General features: G+C 69.8%; 13 protein-coding genes. 1 reads left to right on the forward strand and 12 read right to left on the reverse strand.

What is annotated here, in order from left to right; genetic code table 11:
• Positions 1-49: 49 nt before the first annotated feature.
• The 4 genes from ACFYZJ_RS16940 to ACFYZJ_RS16955 form a co-directional block, all read right to left on the reverse strand.
• Positions 50-1,408: an AI-2E family transporter gene (locus ACFYZJ_RS16940; RefSeq protein WP_388568329.1), complete on the reverse strand. Its 1,359-nt coding sequence runs from the start codon at positions 1,406-1,408 to the stop codon at positions 50-52.
• Positions 1,409-1,581: 173 nt separating this feature from the next.
• Positions 1,582-2,292, reverse strand: a complete 711-nt coding sequence (locus ACFYZJ_RS16945; protein WP_388568332.1) for a transglycosylase SLT domain-containing protein — start codon at positions 2,290-2,292, stop codon at positions 1,582-1,584.
• Between the two features lie 394 nt (positions 2,293-2,686).
• Positions 2,687-4,012, reverse strand: coding sequence for a PhoH family protein (locus ACFYZJ_RS16950; RefSeq protein WP_388568335.1), 1,326 nt, complete (start codon positions 4,010-4,012; stop codon positions 2,687-2,689).
• Between the two features lie 358 nt (positions 4,013-4,370).
• Complete coding sequence (locus ACFYZJ_RS16955; protein ID WP_388568338.1) at positions 4,371-5,144, reverse strand: isoprenyl transferase; 774 nt, start codon at positions 5,142-5,144, stop codon at positions 4,371-4,373.
• A gap of 642 nt (positions 5,145-5,786) precedes the next feature.
• Between ACFYZJ_RS16955 and ACFYZJ_RS16960 the strand changes: the two genes are divergently transcribed.
• Positions 5,787-6,122, forward strand: a complete 336-nt coding sequence (locus ACFYZJ_RS16960; protein WP_388568341.1) for a DUF192 domain-containing protein — start codon at positions 5,787-5,789, stop codon at positions 6,120-6,122.
• A gap of 47 nt (positions 6,123-6,169) precedes the next feature.
• Here the strand turns inward: ACFYZJ_RS16960 and ACFYZJ_RS16965 are convergent, their stop codons facing one another.
• The 8 genes from ACFYZJ_RS16965 to ACFYZJ_RS17000 form a co-directional block, all read right to left on the reverse strand.
• Positions 6,170-6,940 (reverse strand): class I SAM-dependent methyltransferase, encoded by a 771-nt coding sequence (locus tag ACFYZJ_RS16965; protein ID WP_388568343.1) that lies wholly within the window; start codon positions 6,938-6,940, stop codon positions 6,170-6,172.
• A gap of 69 nt (positions 6,941-7,009) precedes the next feature.
• Positions 7,010-7,873, reverse strand: a complete 864-nt coding sequence (locus tag ACFYZJ_RS16970; RefSeq protein ID WP_388568346.1) for an LLM class flavin-dependent oxidoreductase — start codon at positions 7,871-7,873, stop codon at positions 7,010-7,012.
• 9 nt (positions 7,874-7,882) lie between these two features.
• Positions 7,883-8,488, reverse strand: coding sequence for a dihydrofolate reductase family protein (locus tag ACFYZJ_RS16975; protein WP_388568349.1), 606 nt, complete (start codon positions 8,486-8,488; stop codon positions 7,883-7,885).
• 61 nt (positions 8,489-8,549) lie between these two features.
• Entirely contained in the window at positions 8,550-10,358 is a 1,809-nt protein-coding gene (locus ACFYZJ_RS16980; protein WP_388568351.1) for an ABC transporter ATP-binding protein, read from the reverse strand.
• Positions 10,359-10,497: 139 nt separating this feature from the next.
• Positions 10,498-10,623, reverse strand: coding sequence for a hypothetical protein (locus tag ACFYZJ_RS16985; protein WP_388568353.1), 126 nt, complete (start codon positions 10,621-10,623; stop codon positions 10,498-10,500).
• Positions 10,624-10,798: 175 nt separating this feature from the next.
• Complete coding sequence (locus ACFYZJ_RS16990) at positions 10,799-11,461, reverse strand: OmpA family protein (protein WP_388568355.1); 663 nt, start codon at positions 11,459-11,461, stop codon at positions 10,799-10,801.
• A 7-nt stretch (positions 11,462-11,468) separates the two neighbouring features.
• Positions 11,469-12,056, reverse strand: coding sequence for a hypothetical protein (locus tag ACFYZJ_RS16995; protein ID WP_388568357.1), 588 nt, complete (start codon positions 12,054-12,056; stop codon positions 11,469-11,471).
• A gap of 15 nt (positions 12,057-12,071) precedes the next feature.
• Positions 12,072-12,680: a pilus assembly protein TadG-related protein gene (locus ACFYZJ_RS17000; RefSeq protein WP_388568608.1), complete on the reverse strand. Its 609-nt coding sequence runs from the start codon at positions 12,678-12,680 to the stop codon at positions 12,072-12,074.
• Positions 12,681-12,972: the final 292 nt, after the last annotated feature.

The raw sequence follows: 12,972 nt of genomic DNA on the forward strand, positions 1-12,972 counted from the left end.
GGGCTCGGCTCAGTCGGTCCCTGTCCTCGGCGGGCCCCGCGGGCTCGGCTCAGTCGTCCCTGTTCTCTGCGGGTCCCGCGGGCTCGGGCTGTCCTTCCGTCGGGGTCGGGGATGCCACGGCCGTGCTCTCCTGCGACGGGGGCGGCACTGTCGGCTGTTGGTGTGCGGCTGGAGCGGTCGCGTACGACCGCAGGTAGCCCACCACCGTGTTCGTCACCGCCACCAGCGGTACCGCCACCACCGCACCACCGATCCCCGCGATCATCCCCCCGGCCGTCACCGACAGCACCACCGCCAGGGGGTGCACCCGGACCGCGCGGCCGAGGATGAACGGCTGCAGGATGTGGCCCTCGATCTGCTGGACCGCCAGCACCACGATCAGCGTCATGATCGCGGTGAAGACGCCCTGCGTGACCAGCGCCACCAGGACCGCCAGCGCGCCCGAGGCCACCGCGCCCACCAGGGGGATGAAGGAGAACAGGAAGATGAACACCGCGAGCGGCACGGCCATCGGGACGTTCAGGAAGTAGATCCCTAGGCCGATGAAGATGGCGTCGATGAGGGCCACGAGCACCGTCCCCCGGACGTACGCCGTCAGGGTGCGCCAGGCGCGCGGACCCGCCCCGGCCACCCCCGGCCGCGCCGCCGCCGGCACCAGCTTCAGCGTCCACTCCCAGATGCGCCGGCCGTCGTAGAGCAGGAACAGCGTCGAGAACATGGTCAGGAGGATGCCGGTCAGGGCCTCCACGATGACCTGTACGCCCTCCAGCCCCGTCGACGTGATCTGGTCGGCGTTCGCGCCGATCGCCTCGCGCAGGTTCTTGGCGATCTGGTTGATCTGCTTGTCCGTGACGTGGAAGGGGCTGTTCAGCAGCCACTTGCGCAGCTCGTCGATGCCGTCCTGGATCTGGTTGGACAGCGAGTCGATGTTCTCCATGACCTGCCAGGTCACGAACCAGCCGATCAGGCCCATGATGACGAAGCCGAGGATCGCGGTCAGCGCGGTCGCCGGGCCGCGCGGCACGCCGTGACGTCTCAGTCGAGCCACGGTGGGCTGCAGCAGCGCCGTGATGAGCAGCGCGCACACGAACGCGAACACCACCAGCTGCACGGTGCTGATGATCTGCATCAGGATCCAGACGGTGCCCGCGAGGACGAGCAGTCGCCAGCCCGCCTCCGCCGCGACCCGTACGCCCCACGGCACCGCCTCCGCGGGATGCGGACGCGGCTGCGGCTGCGGCTGCACGGCGGGAGCGTACGCCGGGGGCGGCGGGACGTTGTCCACCGCAGGGGCCGGCCCGGGCTCGGCGTGCTCCTTCTCGACCTCCGCGCGGCGTTCGTCCAGCCGCTCCCCCATCTGGGTCAGTCCGGCGCCGAGCCGGGAGAGCCACCCTGGCACTTGCGACATGATCCGTCCTCTTCCCCCGCTTCCCCGGGTGCTCCCCACCACTCCCCCCTGGAGTCGTCGGTTCCGACCGTACATGGTGAGGGCGACGGTCCCTGGAACGGCCGCAGCCCCTCACCCATAGACGGTGAGAGGCTGTGCAGGGTTGAGCGTCGCGCGCGGACGGGACCGGCGGCTCAGTACCAGCTGTTGGCCTGCCAGAAGGACCAGGCCTGGCAGGGGCTGCCGTAGCGGCTGTTCATGTAGTTGAGGCCCCACTTGATCTGCGTGGCCGGGTTGGTCTGCCAGTCGGCGCCGGCGGAGGCGTACTTGCCGGCCGGCAGCGCCTGGAACAGGCCGTAGGCGCCGGAGGAGGCGTTGACCGCCTGGTAGTTCCAGCTGGACTCGTGGTTCACGATGTTGCTGAAGCACTGGAACTGGTCGGCCGCCACCATCTGACGCGCCATCGCCTGGATCTGCTCGACGGTGTACGAGCTCTGGACCGGGAAGCTGGAGGCGTCACGGCTCGCGCGGCTGGCCTTGGCCTCCGCGTCCTTGCGCGCCTTGGCTTCCTCTTCGGCCTGCTGCGCCGCCTTCTGCTTGGCGATCGCGTCCGCGGCCGCCTGCTTGCGAGCCGCTTCCTCGGCGTCCTTCTTGGCGAGCGTGTCGGCGGCGACGGCCTGGGCGTCGGCCTGCTGCGTCAGCGACGCGGTTTGGACCTGCGCCTGCTGACCGGCGGGTATGTCGGCGAGGAGCGTCGAGTCGGCTGCGGTCGCCTCGGCGTCGTTCGTCTGGGCGGTACTGCCCGAGGCGACTCCGACGACGCTTCCGACAGCGGTGACCGCCGTGGCCGAGGCCACTGCGAATCCCCGGACCGAGATCGGGCTCACACGGTTTCCTTCCAGCATCGCCCGCTTCGGTGACCCTGGCGGACGCAATCGTGCCCCTGACACTGGCCTCCCACCTGCGGGGTCACGGGAGGCACGGGCCCGGTGGGCAACTCCCGGCCGGGGAGCGCCGCTTGGTGCTCGGGCGGCATACGACGGCTCTATGCAGTTGAGGTCTACGTGGCGCAGTACCGCTGGGGGTACAGCTGTGTCGTATGCGGGGCCTGACAGGAACGAGACTCTGCCGTAACCCGGCACCGCGTTGCAATTCCGAGATGAGTGTGAAAGCTCACACCCCGTTTGCACCACGGAGTTCTCGGAATATCCCCCACATGACCACGCCGCCCGGCTAGGCTCTACGCCTTTGCCGGACGGCGCCAACTCACAGGGAGCTGCCCCCTGTTGGGCATTTGGGTCAGATCTGCCCGTCCTCAAGCATTTCGGTCACAAGGGCTGCGATCTGGGACCTCTCGGACCGGGTGAGCGTGACATGCGCGAAGAGCGGATGCCCCTTCAGTTTCTCCACGACGGCGACAACTCCGTCATAGCGCCCGACCCGTAGATTGTCCCTTTGCGCCACATCATGGGTCAGAACGACCCGCGAATTGGCACCGATCCGGGACAGAACGGTCAGCAACACATTCCGTTCGAGTGACTGGGCCTCGTCGACGATCACGAACGCGTCGTGCAGCGAGCGGCCGCGGATGTGGGTGAGCGGGAGGACCTCCAGCATGCCGCGCGCGGTGACCTCCTCGATGACCTCGCGGGTGGTGACCGCCGAGAGGGTGTCGAAGACCGCCTGCGCCCAGGGGCTCATCTTCTCGGCCTCGGTGCCCGGCAGATAGCCGAGCTCCTGCCCGCCCACCGCGTACAGCGGGCGGAAGACCATCACCTTCTGGTGCTGCCGCCGCTCCAGCACGGCCTCCAGCCCCGCGCACAGCGCGAGCGCCGACTTGCCGGTGCCGGCCCGCCCGCCCATCGAGACGATCCCGACGTCCGGGTCGAGCAGCAGGTCGAGCGCGATCCGCTGCTCTGCGCTGCGCCCCTTGATGCCGAACGCCTCCCGGTCCCCGCGCACCACTCGGACGTTGCCCTCCGCGGTGACCCGGCCGAGCGCCTTGCCCCGCTCCGACTGGATCGTCAGGCCGGTGTGCACGGGCAGGTCGGCGGCCTCCGGCACGTACAGGTGCCCCTCTTCGAAGAGGATGTCCACCTGTTCGGCGGACAGGCTCAGTTCCGCCATGCCGGTCCAGCCGGAGGAGTCCGTGATGGCCAGTTCCGCGCGGTACTCCTCGGCGAGGAGGCCGACGGAGGACGCCTTGATCCGAAGCGGCAGGTCCTTCGACACGACGGTGACGTCGAACCCCTCCGCCTGCAGGTTGCGGGCGACCGCGAGGATGCGCGAGTCGTTGTCCCCGAGGCGGTAGCCGGTGGGCAGGACGCTGGGGTCGGAGTGGTTGAGCTCGACCCGGAGCGTTCCGCCGAGTTCCCCGGTCGGGATGGGGGCGTCGAGCCGGCCGTACCGGACACGGTAGTCGTCGAGCAGGCGCAGGGCCTGCCGGGCGAAATAGCCGAGTTCGGGATGGTGCCGCTTGGCTTCCAGCTCGGTGACCACGACGATCGGGAGCACGACCTCGTGTTCCTCGAAGCGGGTCATGGCGTTGGGGTCGGCCAGCAGGACGCTGGTGTCGAGAACGTAGGTGCGCCGGTCTGGCTTGGGGCGCTTTGTGCTGGTCACCACGGAAGGACGTACCCCCTCGGATGAGGTCGGGGAGCGACGAGGCGGAGCTGGACCGGTCGTCGGCCGCGATGCACGGGCCGAGGACCGGCCCTCCGCGTCTGCGTCCGTGCTGTGACCGCACGGTCGGGCTGGTGCAAAGGGCCTCCCGGGCGGACGGCCCCGTGCCGTCCGCTGAGATACGACACCCGTGGTTCGGGTGTCGACCTGTCTGGCTTATGCCCTCGAACACGCGCCACCATGCCACGGCATATGACGGCGCCCCGGTGAACTCCTCGTTACATCCCATCCCCCGACCGAGCGACACCCGGCGACACCCGGCGTGGCGTGAGCGGCGGCCGGATGTGTCGGGCGGTGGTGTTCAGCCGCCGTAGCGGCGGTGCCGCGCCGCGTAGTCGCGCAGGGCGCGCAGGAAGTCGACCTTCCGGAAGGCCGGCCAGAAGACCTCGCAGAAGTAGTACTCGGAATGGGCCGTCTGCCACAGCATGAATCCGGACAGACGCTGTTCACCGCTCGTACGAATCACCAGATCGGGGTCGGGCTGGTCACTCGTGTAGAGGTGCCGGCCGATCATGTCGATGTCGACGGACTCGGCGAGGTCCTCCATCGAGGTGCCCTTCTCGTGGGCGTCGAGGAGCATGGAGCGCACGGCGTCGGCGATCTCCTGACGGCCGCCGTAGCCGATGGCGACGTTGACGAGTATGCCGTCGACGTGCGCGGTGGCCTCCTCGGCCTCTTTCAGGGCGGTCTGCATCTGCGCGGGCAGCAGGTCGAGCGCGCCGACGTGGTGCACACGCCAGCGGCCGTCGGCGGCGAGGGAGCGGACGACGTCCTCGATGATCTTCAGGAGCGGGACCAGCTCCTCCTTGGGCCGGTCGAAGTTGTCCGTGGACAGCAGCCAGAGGGTGACGACCTCGACGTCCGTCTCGGCGCACCAGCCGAGGAACTCCTCGATCTTGTCGGCTCCGGCCTGGTGCCCCTGCGCGGTGGTCGATCCCGCGGCCTTCGCCCAGCGTCGGTTGCCGTCCATGATGACGCCGATGTGCTTGGGCACCTGAGCGTGGTCCAGGTGGCCTTCCACCCGGCGTGCGTACAGCCTGACGAGCAGGCCGCGCAGCTTGTCGCGCAGGTTCACGTGATTGTCAGCCCCTCCGTGCGGTTCAGACAGGCGCGGTCGTGCGCGATCCCCGTCAAATGGCGGTCCCCGAAGCCGAAGCCTACCGCCGGAGAGGGCGGGGGCGGCCAACGGGTGTCAGCGGGATGGTATGGGTTCGTGGGTGGGAAAGGAGGCGGAGGTGGGGGGATTTCGGGCGGTGTGACCACTGTCCCGGGGGATGTCGGCCTGGCCGCGTTCAGTCCGGGAGCGGAGCCCCCGGGCAAGGGACGGGTGGCAGCGGCGAGGCGAAGATCCTTCATGTGGTGACCGGCTCAGGGCCTGCCCACCGCCGGAAAGGAAACGGGCCGGTCCGTGGGGGGGAGACGGACCGGCCCGAGGGGGGGCTTCCACCATAACCCTTCGTAAGGGATGCGGCGTGCATCGGCATGCAACAACTACTCTCCGAAACCGCCCAGCAACACCCCGATGACCCCGGAACCGCTCATTCAGGGCCCGGCCATGGCCGAAACCCGGCGAATCCCCGGGGAATCCGGCCGAAACCAGAGGGATCCAAGGGGTCCAGGGCTTCTTGTGGGCCGCATGACGACATGTCCCGCCATACTCCGCCCGAGTGACCCGCGGCAGAAGCCCCCGCTTGACGCCGACGCTACGTTCGCAGTCATGCCCATGCTCACCACACCGGAGATGCCCCATCCGGTGCCCCTGGAGGTCGCACGGTCCGCACGCGCCCGGCGGCGCGGCCTGCTCGGGCGCGACCGCATCGACGGCGCGCTGCTGCTGAGCCCGGCGAGCGCGGTGCACACCCTGGGAATGCGGTTTCCGATCGACGTGGCCTACCTCGACCGGACGTTCCGGGTGATGGCGGTACGGACGATGCCCCCGGGCCGCATCGGCCTCCCCCGCCCACGCGCCCGACACGTCCTGGAGGCGGAGGCCGGGGCTATGGGGCGTTGGGGGATCAGACGCGGCGTACGAATCGCCGTTCGGGACCCATGACGATACGGAAATCCCCGCCGATTCTTCGCGCCCGGCCCCCTACGCCCCTACCCCGCCGGCTTACGCGCCTCGATCAGGAACCGCGTGCTGTGCGCGACGAACGGCCCCTCCGCAGCGATCCGCTCGTGCAGGGACCGCAACCGGTCCTCGTACCGCTCGACCGTGAAGTCCGGCACCATCCAGATCACCTTGCGCAGGAAGTGCACGACGGCCCCGATGTCATGGAACTCCATGCGCAGCCGGGCCTCCCGCAGACCGACGACGTCGAGTCCGGCCGCTTCGGCCTCGGCGCGCGCCCGCCGCGGATCGCGTCCGGCGCGTACCCCTTCCGGCTGCGGTCCGAGGAAGTACTCGACGACCTCGAAAGCGCTCGCCGGGCCGACCTGCTGCGAGAAGTACATGCCGCCGGGGCGCAGCACACGCGCGATCTCCCCCCAGTACGTCCGCACCGGGTGCCGACTGGTGACCAGGTCGAACGCGGCGTCCGCGAACGGCAGTGGCGCCTCCTCGGGGGAGGCGACGACCACGGCGCCGCGCGGATGCAGCACGGCGGTGGCCTTGGCGACGTTCGGCGGCCACCCCTCGGTGGCGACGGTGACCGGCGGGAGCGTCGGCGCGGAGGCCAGGACCTCTCCTCCCCCGGTCTGCACGTCGAGCGCGGCGGCCGCGCGAACGAGCCGCCGCGCCATCGACCGGGCGTATCCCCACGGGGGCCGCTCCTCGGTGGCCCGTCCCTCGAACCAGGAGAAGTCCCAGCCCTCGACGGGAGCCTCGACGGCCTCGCGGACGAGCTCTCCGAACGAACGGTGGGTGGGCATACCGCGATCTTCCCAGCGCCACGAAAGCGGACGCGACCGAATTACGGACCGGCCCCGTACCCGGCCGGCCTACGGCACCAGCGGCCGTACCTCCTCGGCCACGAACCGCACGAACCCCTCCGGATCCGGCTCGTCGCCGGTCGGCTGCAGGATCACAGTGTCGGCGCCCGCGTCCGCGAGCTGCTGAACGGCCTTGGCGACCGTGCCCGCGTCTCCCGCCACACCATGGTCCGCCCCTCCCTCCCGCTCGATCTCGGCGCGCAGCCGGGCGGCGGCGTCCGGGCCGGTGGTGGCGCGGAGGTAGACGACAACGGGGTGGGGCTCGGTGCGACCGGCCGCCTCGCGCCCCTCCTCGATGAGCCCACGGGCCGCTCGTACGCCGTCCGGTGACGTGGCGGCGGTGAGGAGCGTGCCGTCCGCCGCCTCACCGGACAGCCGCAGCGAGCGTGGACCGGTGACCCCGGCGAGGACGTGGACGGCCTGGGCCGGTGGCCAGTCCAGGGCGACGCCGTCCAGCTTCACGTACCGCCCGCCCGTGGTGACCCGCTCGCCGCGCAGCAGGGCACGCAGTGCGTCCAGGTACTCCCGCAGCAGGGTCACGGGCGACTCGACGCGGGCGCCGACCTGTCCCATCCAACTCTGGACGCCGTGGCCGACGCAGAGAGCCGCGCGCCCGGGGAACATACGATCGAGCGTGGCCGCCTCCATCGCGGTGAGGGCGACGTTCCTGAGCGGGACGGGCAGCAGTCCTACGCCCACGCGCAGCCGATCCGTCCAGGCGAGTGCGGCGGACGCGGTGGAGATTCCCCCTTCCAGGAAGCAGTCCTCCCACAGCCACAGCTCTTCGAGCCCTGCCTCCTCCGCGAGCCGGGCGATCGCCCGCAGTCGCTCCGGGGGCAGTTGGGGCCGGAACACAGCGCCGAGTCCAGTCATGCGGTCTTCCTACCCAGTGCCTGCCTGCGGGGCAACACCTTTACCGGCCGCCGCTTCCGGGCGCGCGTAGTGCAGGAGTACGACACCGTTGCCGAACCGGCGGGAGTCGATCAGCCGGAGGGGGGTGAGCGCGTCGCCCTCCGGGAACAGTCGTCTGCCGCGGCCGAGGAGGACCGGGTGGACGTACAAGCGGAACTCGTCGACGAGGTCGTGCCGCAGGAACTCGGCGGCCAGTTCGGCGCCGCCGAGCGCGAGGTCGCCGCCGTCCTGGGCCTTGAGCGCGAGGATGTCGTCGACGACCACGTCCCGGACGATGGTGGTGTGCCAGCCGGCGTGCCGGAGGGTGCGGGAGAACACCACCTTCGGCATGTTCCGCCAGATCCGTGCGAACTCCACGACGGGGGCTGGCGCGTCGGGGGCCCGGTCGGCGGTGGGCCAGTAGTCGGCCATGAGCTGATAGGTGACGCGCCCGTCGAGAAAGGCGCCCATTTCTTTGAGGACGTCATTGAAGTGCTGGTGGAGTTCGTCGTCGACGAGATGCCAGTCGATCTCGCGGTTCGGGCCCTCCATACAGCCGTCGAGGGACACCGACATCATCAGGACGACTTTCCTCATGCCCACCTCACCGACGTCCGACCGGCACCGGCGCCCACGGTACCCAGCACAGACGCCTCCATCACGGAAGACCGTCACCGGATTCGGGCGGCTCCGGCCGTCGGGGGCGGTCCGGGGTGCTGAGGGTGGCGGTGCCGTCGGACACGTGGAGGACCAGGTCGGCCTGCGCGGCCAGGCGCAGGTCGTGGGTGATGAGGAAGGTGGTGCGGCCTGCCGTGAGGCGCCGCAGCGGTTCCATGACGCGCGCGGTGGAGGCGTCGTCGAGGCCTGCCGTCGGCTCGTCGAGGATCAGCACGGGCGCGGTGCGGAGCATGGCCCGGGCCAGGGCGATCCTGCGGCGCTGGCCGCCGGAGAGGTTGTTGCCGCGCTTGCCGACGGGGGTGTCGTAGCCCTCGGGCAGGGCGCTGATGAACGCGTGGGTGTCGGCGGCCGAGGCGGCGGCAAGGACTTCCGCCTCCGAGGCGTCGGGCCGGCCGTAGGCGATGTTCTCCCGGACGGTGCCGTCGAACAGCATGCTGTCCTGAGGCAACAGGGTGATGTGTCGGCGCAGTTCGTCCACCGCGAGGCCGGCGATGTCCCGGCCGTCGAGCAGGATGCGGCCGCGGGTGGGCTCGTGGAAACGGAGCAGCAGCTTGCCCAGGGTGGACTTGCCGGCTCCGCTGGGTCCGGTGACCGCCACCAGCGCGCCGGGGGCGATGTCCAGGTCGACGTCGTGCAGTACGGGGCGGCCGGGGCCGGGGTAGGAGAAGCCGACGCCCTGGAAGGTGACGGCGCCACGGACGGGTTCGGGAAGTGGCGGGACTTCAGGGCCTCGGTCGGGTTCGCGGACCGCCGGGGTACGCAGCACCTCCAGGAGGCGTTCCGAGGCGGCGGTGGCGGAGGAGGCACTGACCAGCAGTTCGCCGAGTTCCTGCAGCCGCGGGTGGAGGTAGCCGAGATACGCGGCGAAGGAGAGCAGGCCGCCGACGGTGAGGTGGTGCTCCGAGATCTGCCAGGCACCGGCGCCGATCACGGCCAACACGCTGACCGTCTCGAGGAGTTCGCCGAGCGGCCCGTACACGGCGGTCAGACGGATCTGCCGCAGGCCCGCGCGCATCCAGACCCGGCCCTCGCGGTGCACCTTGGCGCGTTCGGCCGGTTGCCGGCCGTACGCCTGCACCAGGGGCATGTTGGCGAGGCTTTCCTCCAGGAGGGAGGCGAGCCGCCCGTTGCTGTCCCGTTCGGCGCGGCTCGCGGTGCGCATGAGGGCGCCGAACACCCGGGCGCCCACCCAGATCAGCGGCGCGACGACCAGGGTGATCAGGGCCAGTTGCCAGCTGGTCCAGAACGCGGCGACGGCGAAGACGAGGGCACCGACGGCGGAGGTGATCAGTTCGACCGGAGCGGAAGCCACCAGCTGCTCCACGGCTTCGATGTCACCGGTGAGACGGGAGACCAGGTCACCGGTCCCATACCGGTCCAGGGAGTCCGGGGGCAGCTGCTGCAAGTGCCGGAAGACGCGGTCGCGCAGACCGAGCAGGAAGTGTTCGCCGGTCCAGCCCGCCAGGTAGCTTCCCACGGAGGACGCCACCGCGCCCACCGTGGCGAGCCCCAGCCACAGGGCGGCGGGCCCCCAGAAGGCACCGAGGTCGCCGGGAGCGAGGGCGTCGTCGGTGAGCCGTCCGACGATGCCGATGGCGGCCGTGTCGCACCCGGCGGACACCACCAGCAGCAGCGCGGACGCGAGGACGGCGGCACGGTTGATCCGCACCAGCGGCCAGAACTTGCGGAACGCGGCGGAGGGGGAGATCCGCGCGTGACGAATCCGCGCGGAGGCGCCCGGTTCGGTGACCGGAACGGTGATCTGTGCGGCGGTACTCGCGGTACTCATGGCGTGGCCGTTGCTCCCTGGGCGCTGCCCGGTCCGACCCGCCGGCACGCCGGGATCCGCCCGCCGTGGACGAGACGGACGGATCCCGGCGGGGCCAGGCTGCGCGGGTCCTTTTATGTGGCCCGGTTACCCGGCCCTATTACTTGGCGGCCTTCTTGTGCTTGCGGTGCTTCTTGTGGTGGTGCTTCTTGTGCCCCTCCTTGGCCGCGCAGCCGACTTCCTTCTTCTTGGCCTTCTTGCCCAGCATCAGCTTGTCGAATGCCATGGTCTGTCGCCCTTTCTCAGTGGGTACTCAGGGTGTTCTTGATGACCATGAATACGAGCAAGGGCCCGAGACCGTTCAAAGAAAAACCACACTTACCGACAACTTGCCCTCTTACTTGATTCCTACGGAATCACGGGATTCCCTTTGTTGCCACGAGGGCGGCCTGCCGGACGTGTCAGCCGCCGGAAATCGCCGCGCCGCCGTCGCCCGACGTGCCGGCGCCCGCCGCGCCTCCCCTCGGGAACGACACCTCCACCCGGCGGTTCTTGCGGCGGCCCTCCTCCGTGGAGTTGTCCGCGATCGGGTAGTCCTCGCTGTAGCCGCGCACCTCGAAGGTGACGTTGCCGCCGAGGCGGGCGGCCAGTAGGTCGTGGACCGCCTCCGCGCGCTGTTTGGACAGGACCAGGCCGTGGGCGTAGGTGCCGAGGTTGTCCGTGAAGCCGAAGACGCGGACGGTGGTCGCGTTCTGCTTCTTGGCCTCGTCCGCGATCGCGTCGATACGGGAGCGCGCCTCCGGGTTCAGTTTGGAGCTGTCCTTGGGGAACAGCACCTCCGCCTGAAGCGCGAACGTGACGCTCGCGTTGGTGTCCTCCCGCCGCTCCTCACCACCGAGGTCCTCCACGACGGACTTGATGTCCAGCACCTTGGCGGGCGCGAGAGTGGCTCCGTCGGCGAGCTTCAGGCCCGGGCTGGTGGGGTCGATGGAGGGGGGTAGGGGGGTGGTTACGGTGCCGGGGGGTGCGCTGGGGGTGTCGTCGGCGGAGGCGGGGGGGCCACCGGCCAGCGTGAGGGCCGTGAGGAGCGTGAGCGCAGTGGCCGGTCGGAGGGGGCGGCGCATGGGTCGGTCACCCCTCGGAGAGTTCGATGGAGGCAGGAGGCATGGAACCGACCTGGAAGTCGACCTGGTTCGTGCCTTCCGGCGGGGCGGGGAACTGGGCGAACCACTGGGAGGACGCGCCGTCCTTGACTCCGCCGCTGAATTGCGTGCAGAGACAACGTCCCGAGGTGTCACGCAAGATGAGGTACTTCTTCTTGCCCTTCTGATCGATCAGGCTGGCACCCGCGATGGACCCGCCATTCCTGGCCAGTTCCTGCTCGTCGCCACGCCAGTCACCTCCGACCCAGGGGCTGCCAGTGTTATTCGTGACCGTCCCCTCGACCGTTATGAAGCCGCCGTTTTCGCGCTTGGCGGAGGTAACCGTGAGCGTCAGCCCGTTCTCCCCTTTGACCTCGGCGAGCACCTGGTCCGTTGGGGGCGCCTGCGACTCCTTGCGACCGCTGCCGGCCCGAGTGGGAGCGGTCGAAGTCGTGGCATCCTTGTCCGACTTCTTGTCGCCTCCCCCACCACAACCGGCCACCGTAAGGAGCAGCCCGGTCGTGATGGCGACCGCGCCGAGGGCCCAACGCCGCTTCCTGGTGTGCCGAAATTCCATCAGTACGGCTTCCTCTCACTCGACCAGATGCACAGAGAACAGCACGGACGCGTCAGGGAGGTCGCCCGTATGGAAGTGTCCGGGGTCGATGTTGACCATCTGGCCGTCGCAGTTCAGTTGCACGGGTTTCTTGGGATCCGCGTTCGGATCGAAGTCGCAGCGCGGTTGAATGACAGCGATGGCATGGGCCCTCGCATGCATGCCCTCCGTGCCGGGAATGACCGAATTGCCCACCGTGTAGTTCGTCTGCACAGCCACCTGGAATCCCGGGTGGCCGTCCCTGGTCACCTGCTGGGCTCCGCCCTCGACGACCGAGTCGTTCTCAGCAGCCAATCGCTGCGCGGCGGCGGTGGGTCCATCGTCAACTGTCAGTCGACCGCTCAGCCAGGTCAGCCAGTCGTCGTCCTGGCCCACAGCGACCCCGAGACGGTCCATCAGCTGGTCCCGGGCATCCTGGGCCGCTGCCAGAGCGGCGGCGTCCGCAGCGGACTGAGCCCCATTGCGGGTGGACGCTGCCTGAGCGAAGGCGAAGAAGGCGAACGCCACGAACAGCAGGGTTCCGGTCAACCAGATGTAGATGGGGAGGGTCTGGCCACGGTCGTTCAGCCGCTGAGTGAGGGTCAGCCGCCGGTGACGTTGTTCACGGCGCGCAAAATCGCCTGCGAGATGAGGTTGTCCAGACCCAAACCGTGGACCATGGTGAAGATGGCGGCAACGATGATCATCAGACCCGCATACTCCACAAACCCCGCCCCCGCATCCCGCCCAGCCCCCCGCATCCGAGCCCCCACGGCCCGCCCCCACGCACCGACCCCGCGCCTCACCCTGCTCATCACGGCCCCTGCCCTCCCACGCGATGCGGCAACCGTCAACCGAAACACCGTAGGTGAAACAGCCCTCACTCTTCGTGGGCCCA

The organism is Streptomyces sp. NPDC001848 (assembly GCF_042891915.1).
Lineage (GTDB): Bacteria > Actinomycetota > Actinomycetes > Streptomycetales > Streptomycetaceae > Streptomyces.

Coding starts and splice junctions, on each gene's coding strand:
- ACFYZJ_RS16940 (WP_388568329.1), bottom strand. CDS start 1,408: ATGTCGCAAGTGCCAGGGTGGCTCTCCCGGCTCGGCGCCGGACTGACC.
- ACFYZJ_RS16945 (WP_388568332.1), bottom strand. CDS start 2,292: ATGCTGGAAGGAAACCGTGTGAGCCCGATCTCGGTCCGGGGATTCGCA.
- ACFYZJ_RS16960 (WP_388568341.1), top strand. CDS start 5,787: ATGCCCATGCTCACCACACCGGAGATGCCCCATCCGGTGCCCCTGGAG.
- ACFYZJ_RS16965 (WP_388568343.1), bottom strand. CDS start 6,940: ATGCCCACCCACCGTTCGTTCGGAGAGCTCGTCCGCGAGGCCGTCGAG.
- ACFYZJ_RS16970 (WP_388568346.1), bottom strand. CDS start 7,873: ATGACTGGACTCGGCGCTGTGTTCCGGCCCCAACTGCCCCCGGAGCGA.
- ACFYZJ_RS16975 (WP_388568349.1), bottom strand. CDS start 8,488: ATGAGGAAAGTCGTCCTGATGATGTCGGTGTCCCTCGACGGCTGTATG.
- ACFYZJ_RS16980 (WP_388568351.1), bottom strand. CDS start 10,358: ATGAGTACCGCGAGTACCGCCGCACAGATCACCGTTCCGGTCACCGAA.
- ACFYZJ_RS16985 (WP_388568353.1), bottom strand. CDS start 10,623: ATGGCATTCGACAAGCTGATGCTGGGCAAGAAGGCCAAGAAGAAGGAA.
- ACFYZJ_RS16990 (WP_388568355.1), bottom strand. CDS start 11,461: ATGCGCCGCCCCCTCCGACCGGCCACTGCGCTCACGCTCCTCACGGCC.
- ACFYZJ_RS16995 (WP_388568357.1), bottom strand. CDS start 12,056: ATGGAATTTCGGCACACCAGGAAGCGGCGTTGGGCCCTCGGCGCGGTC.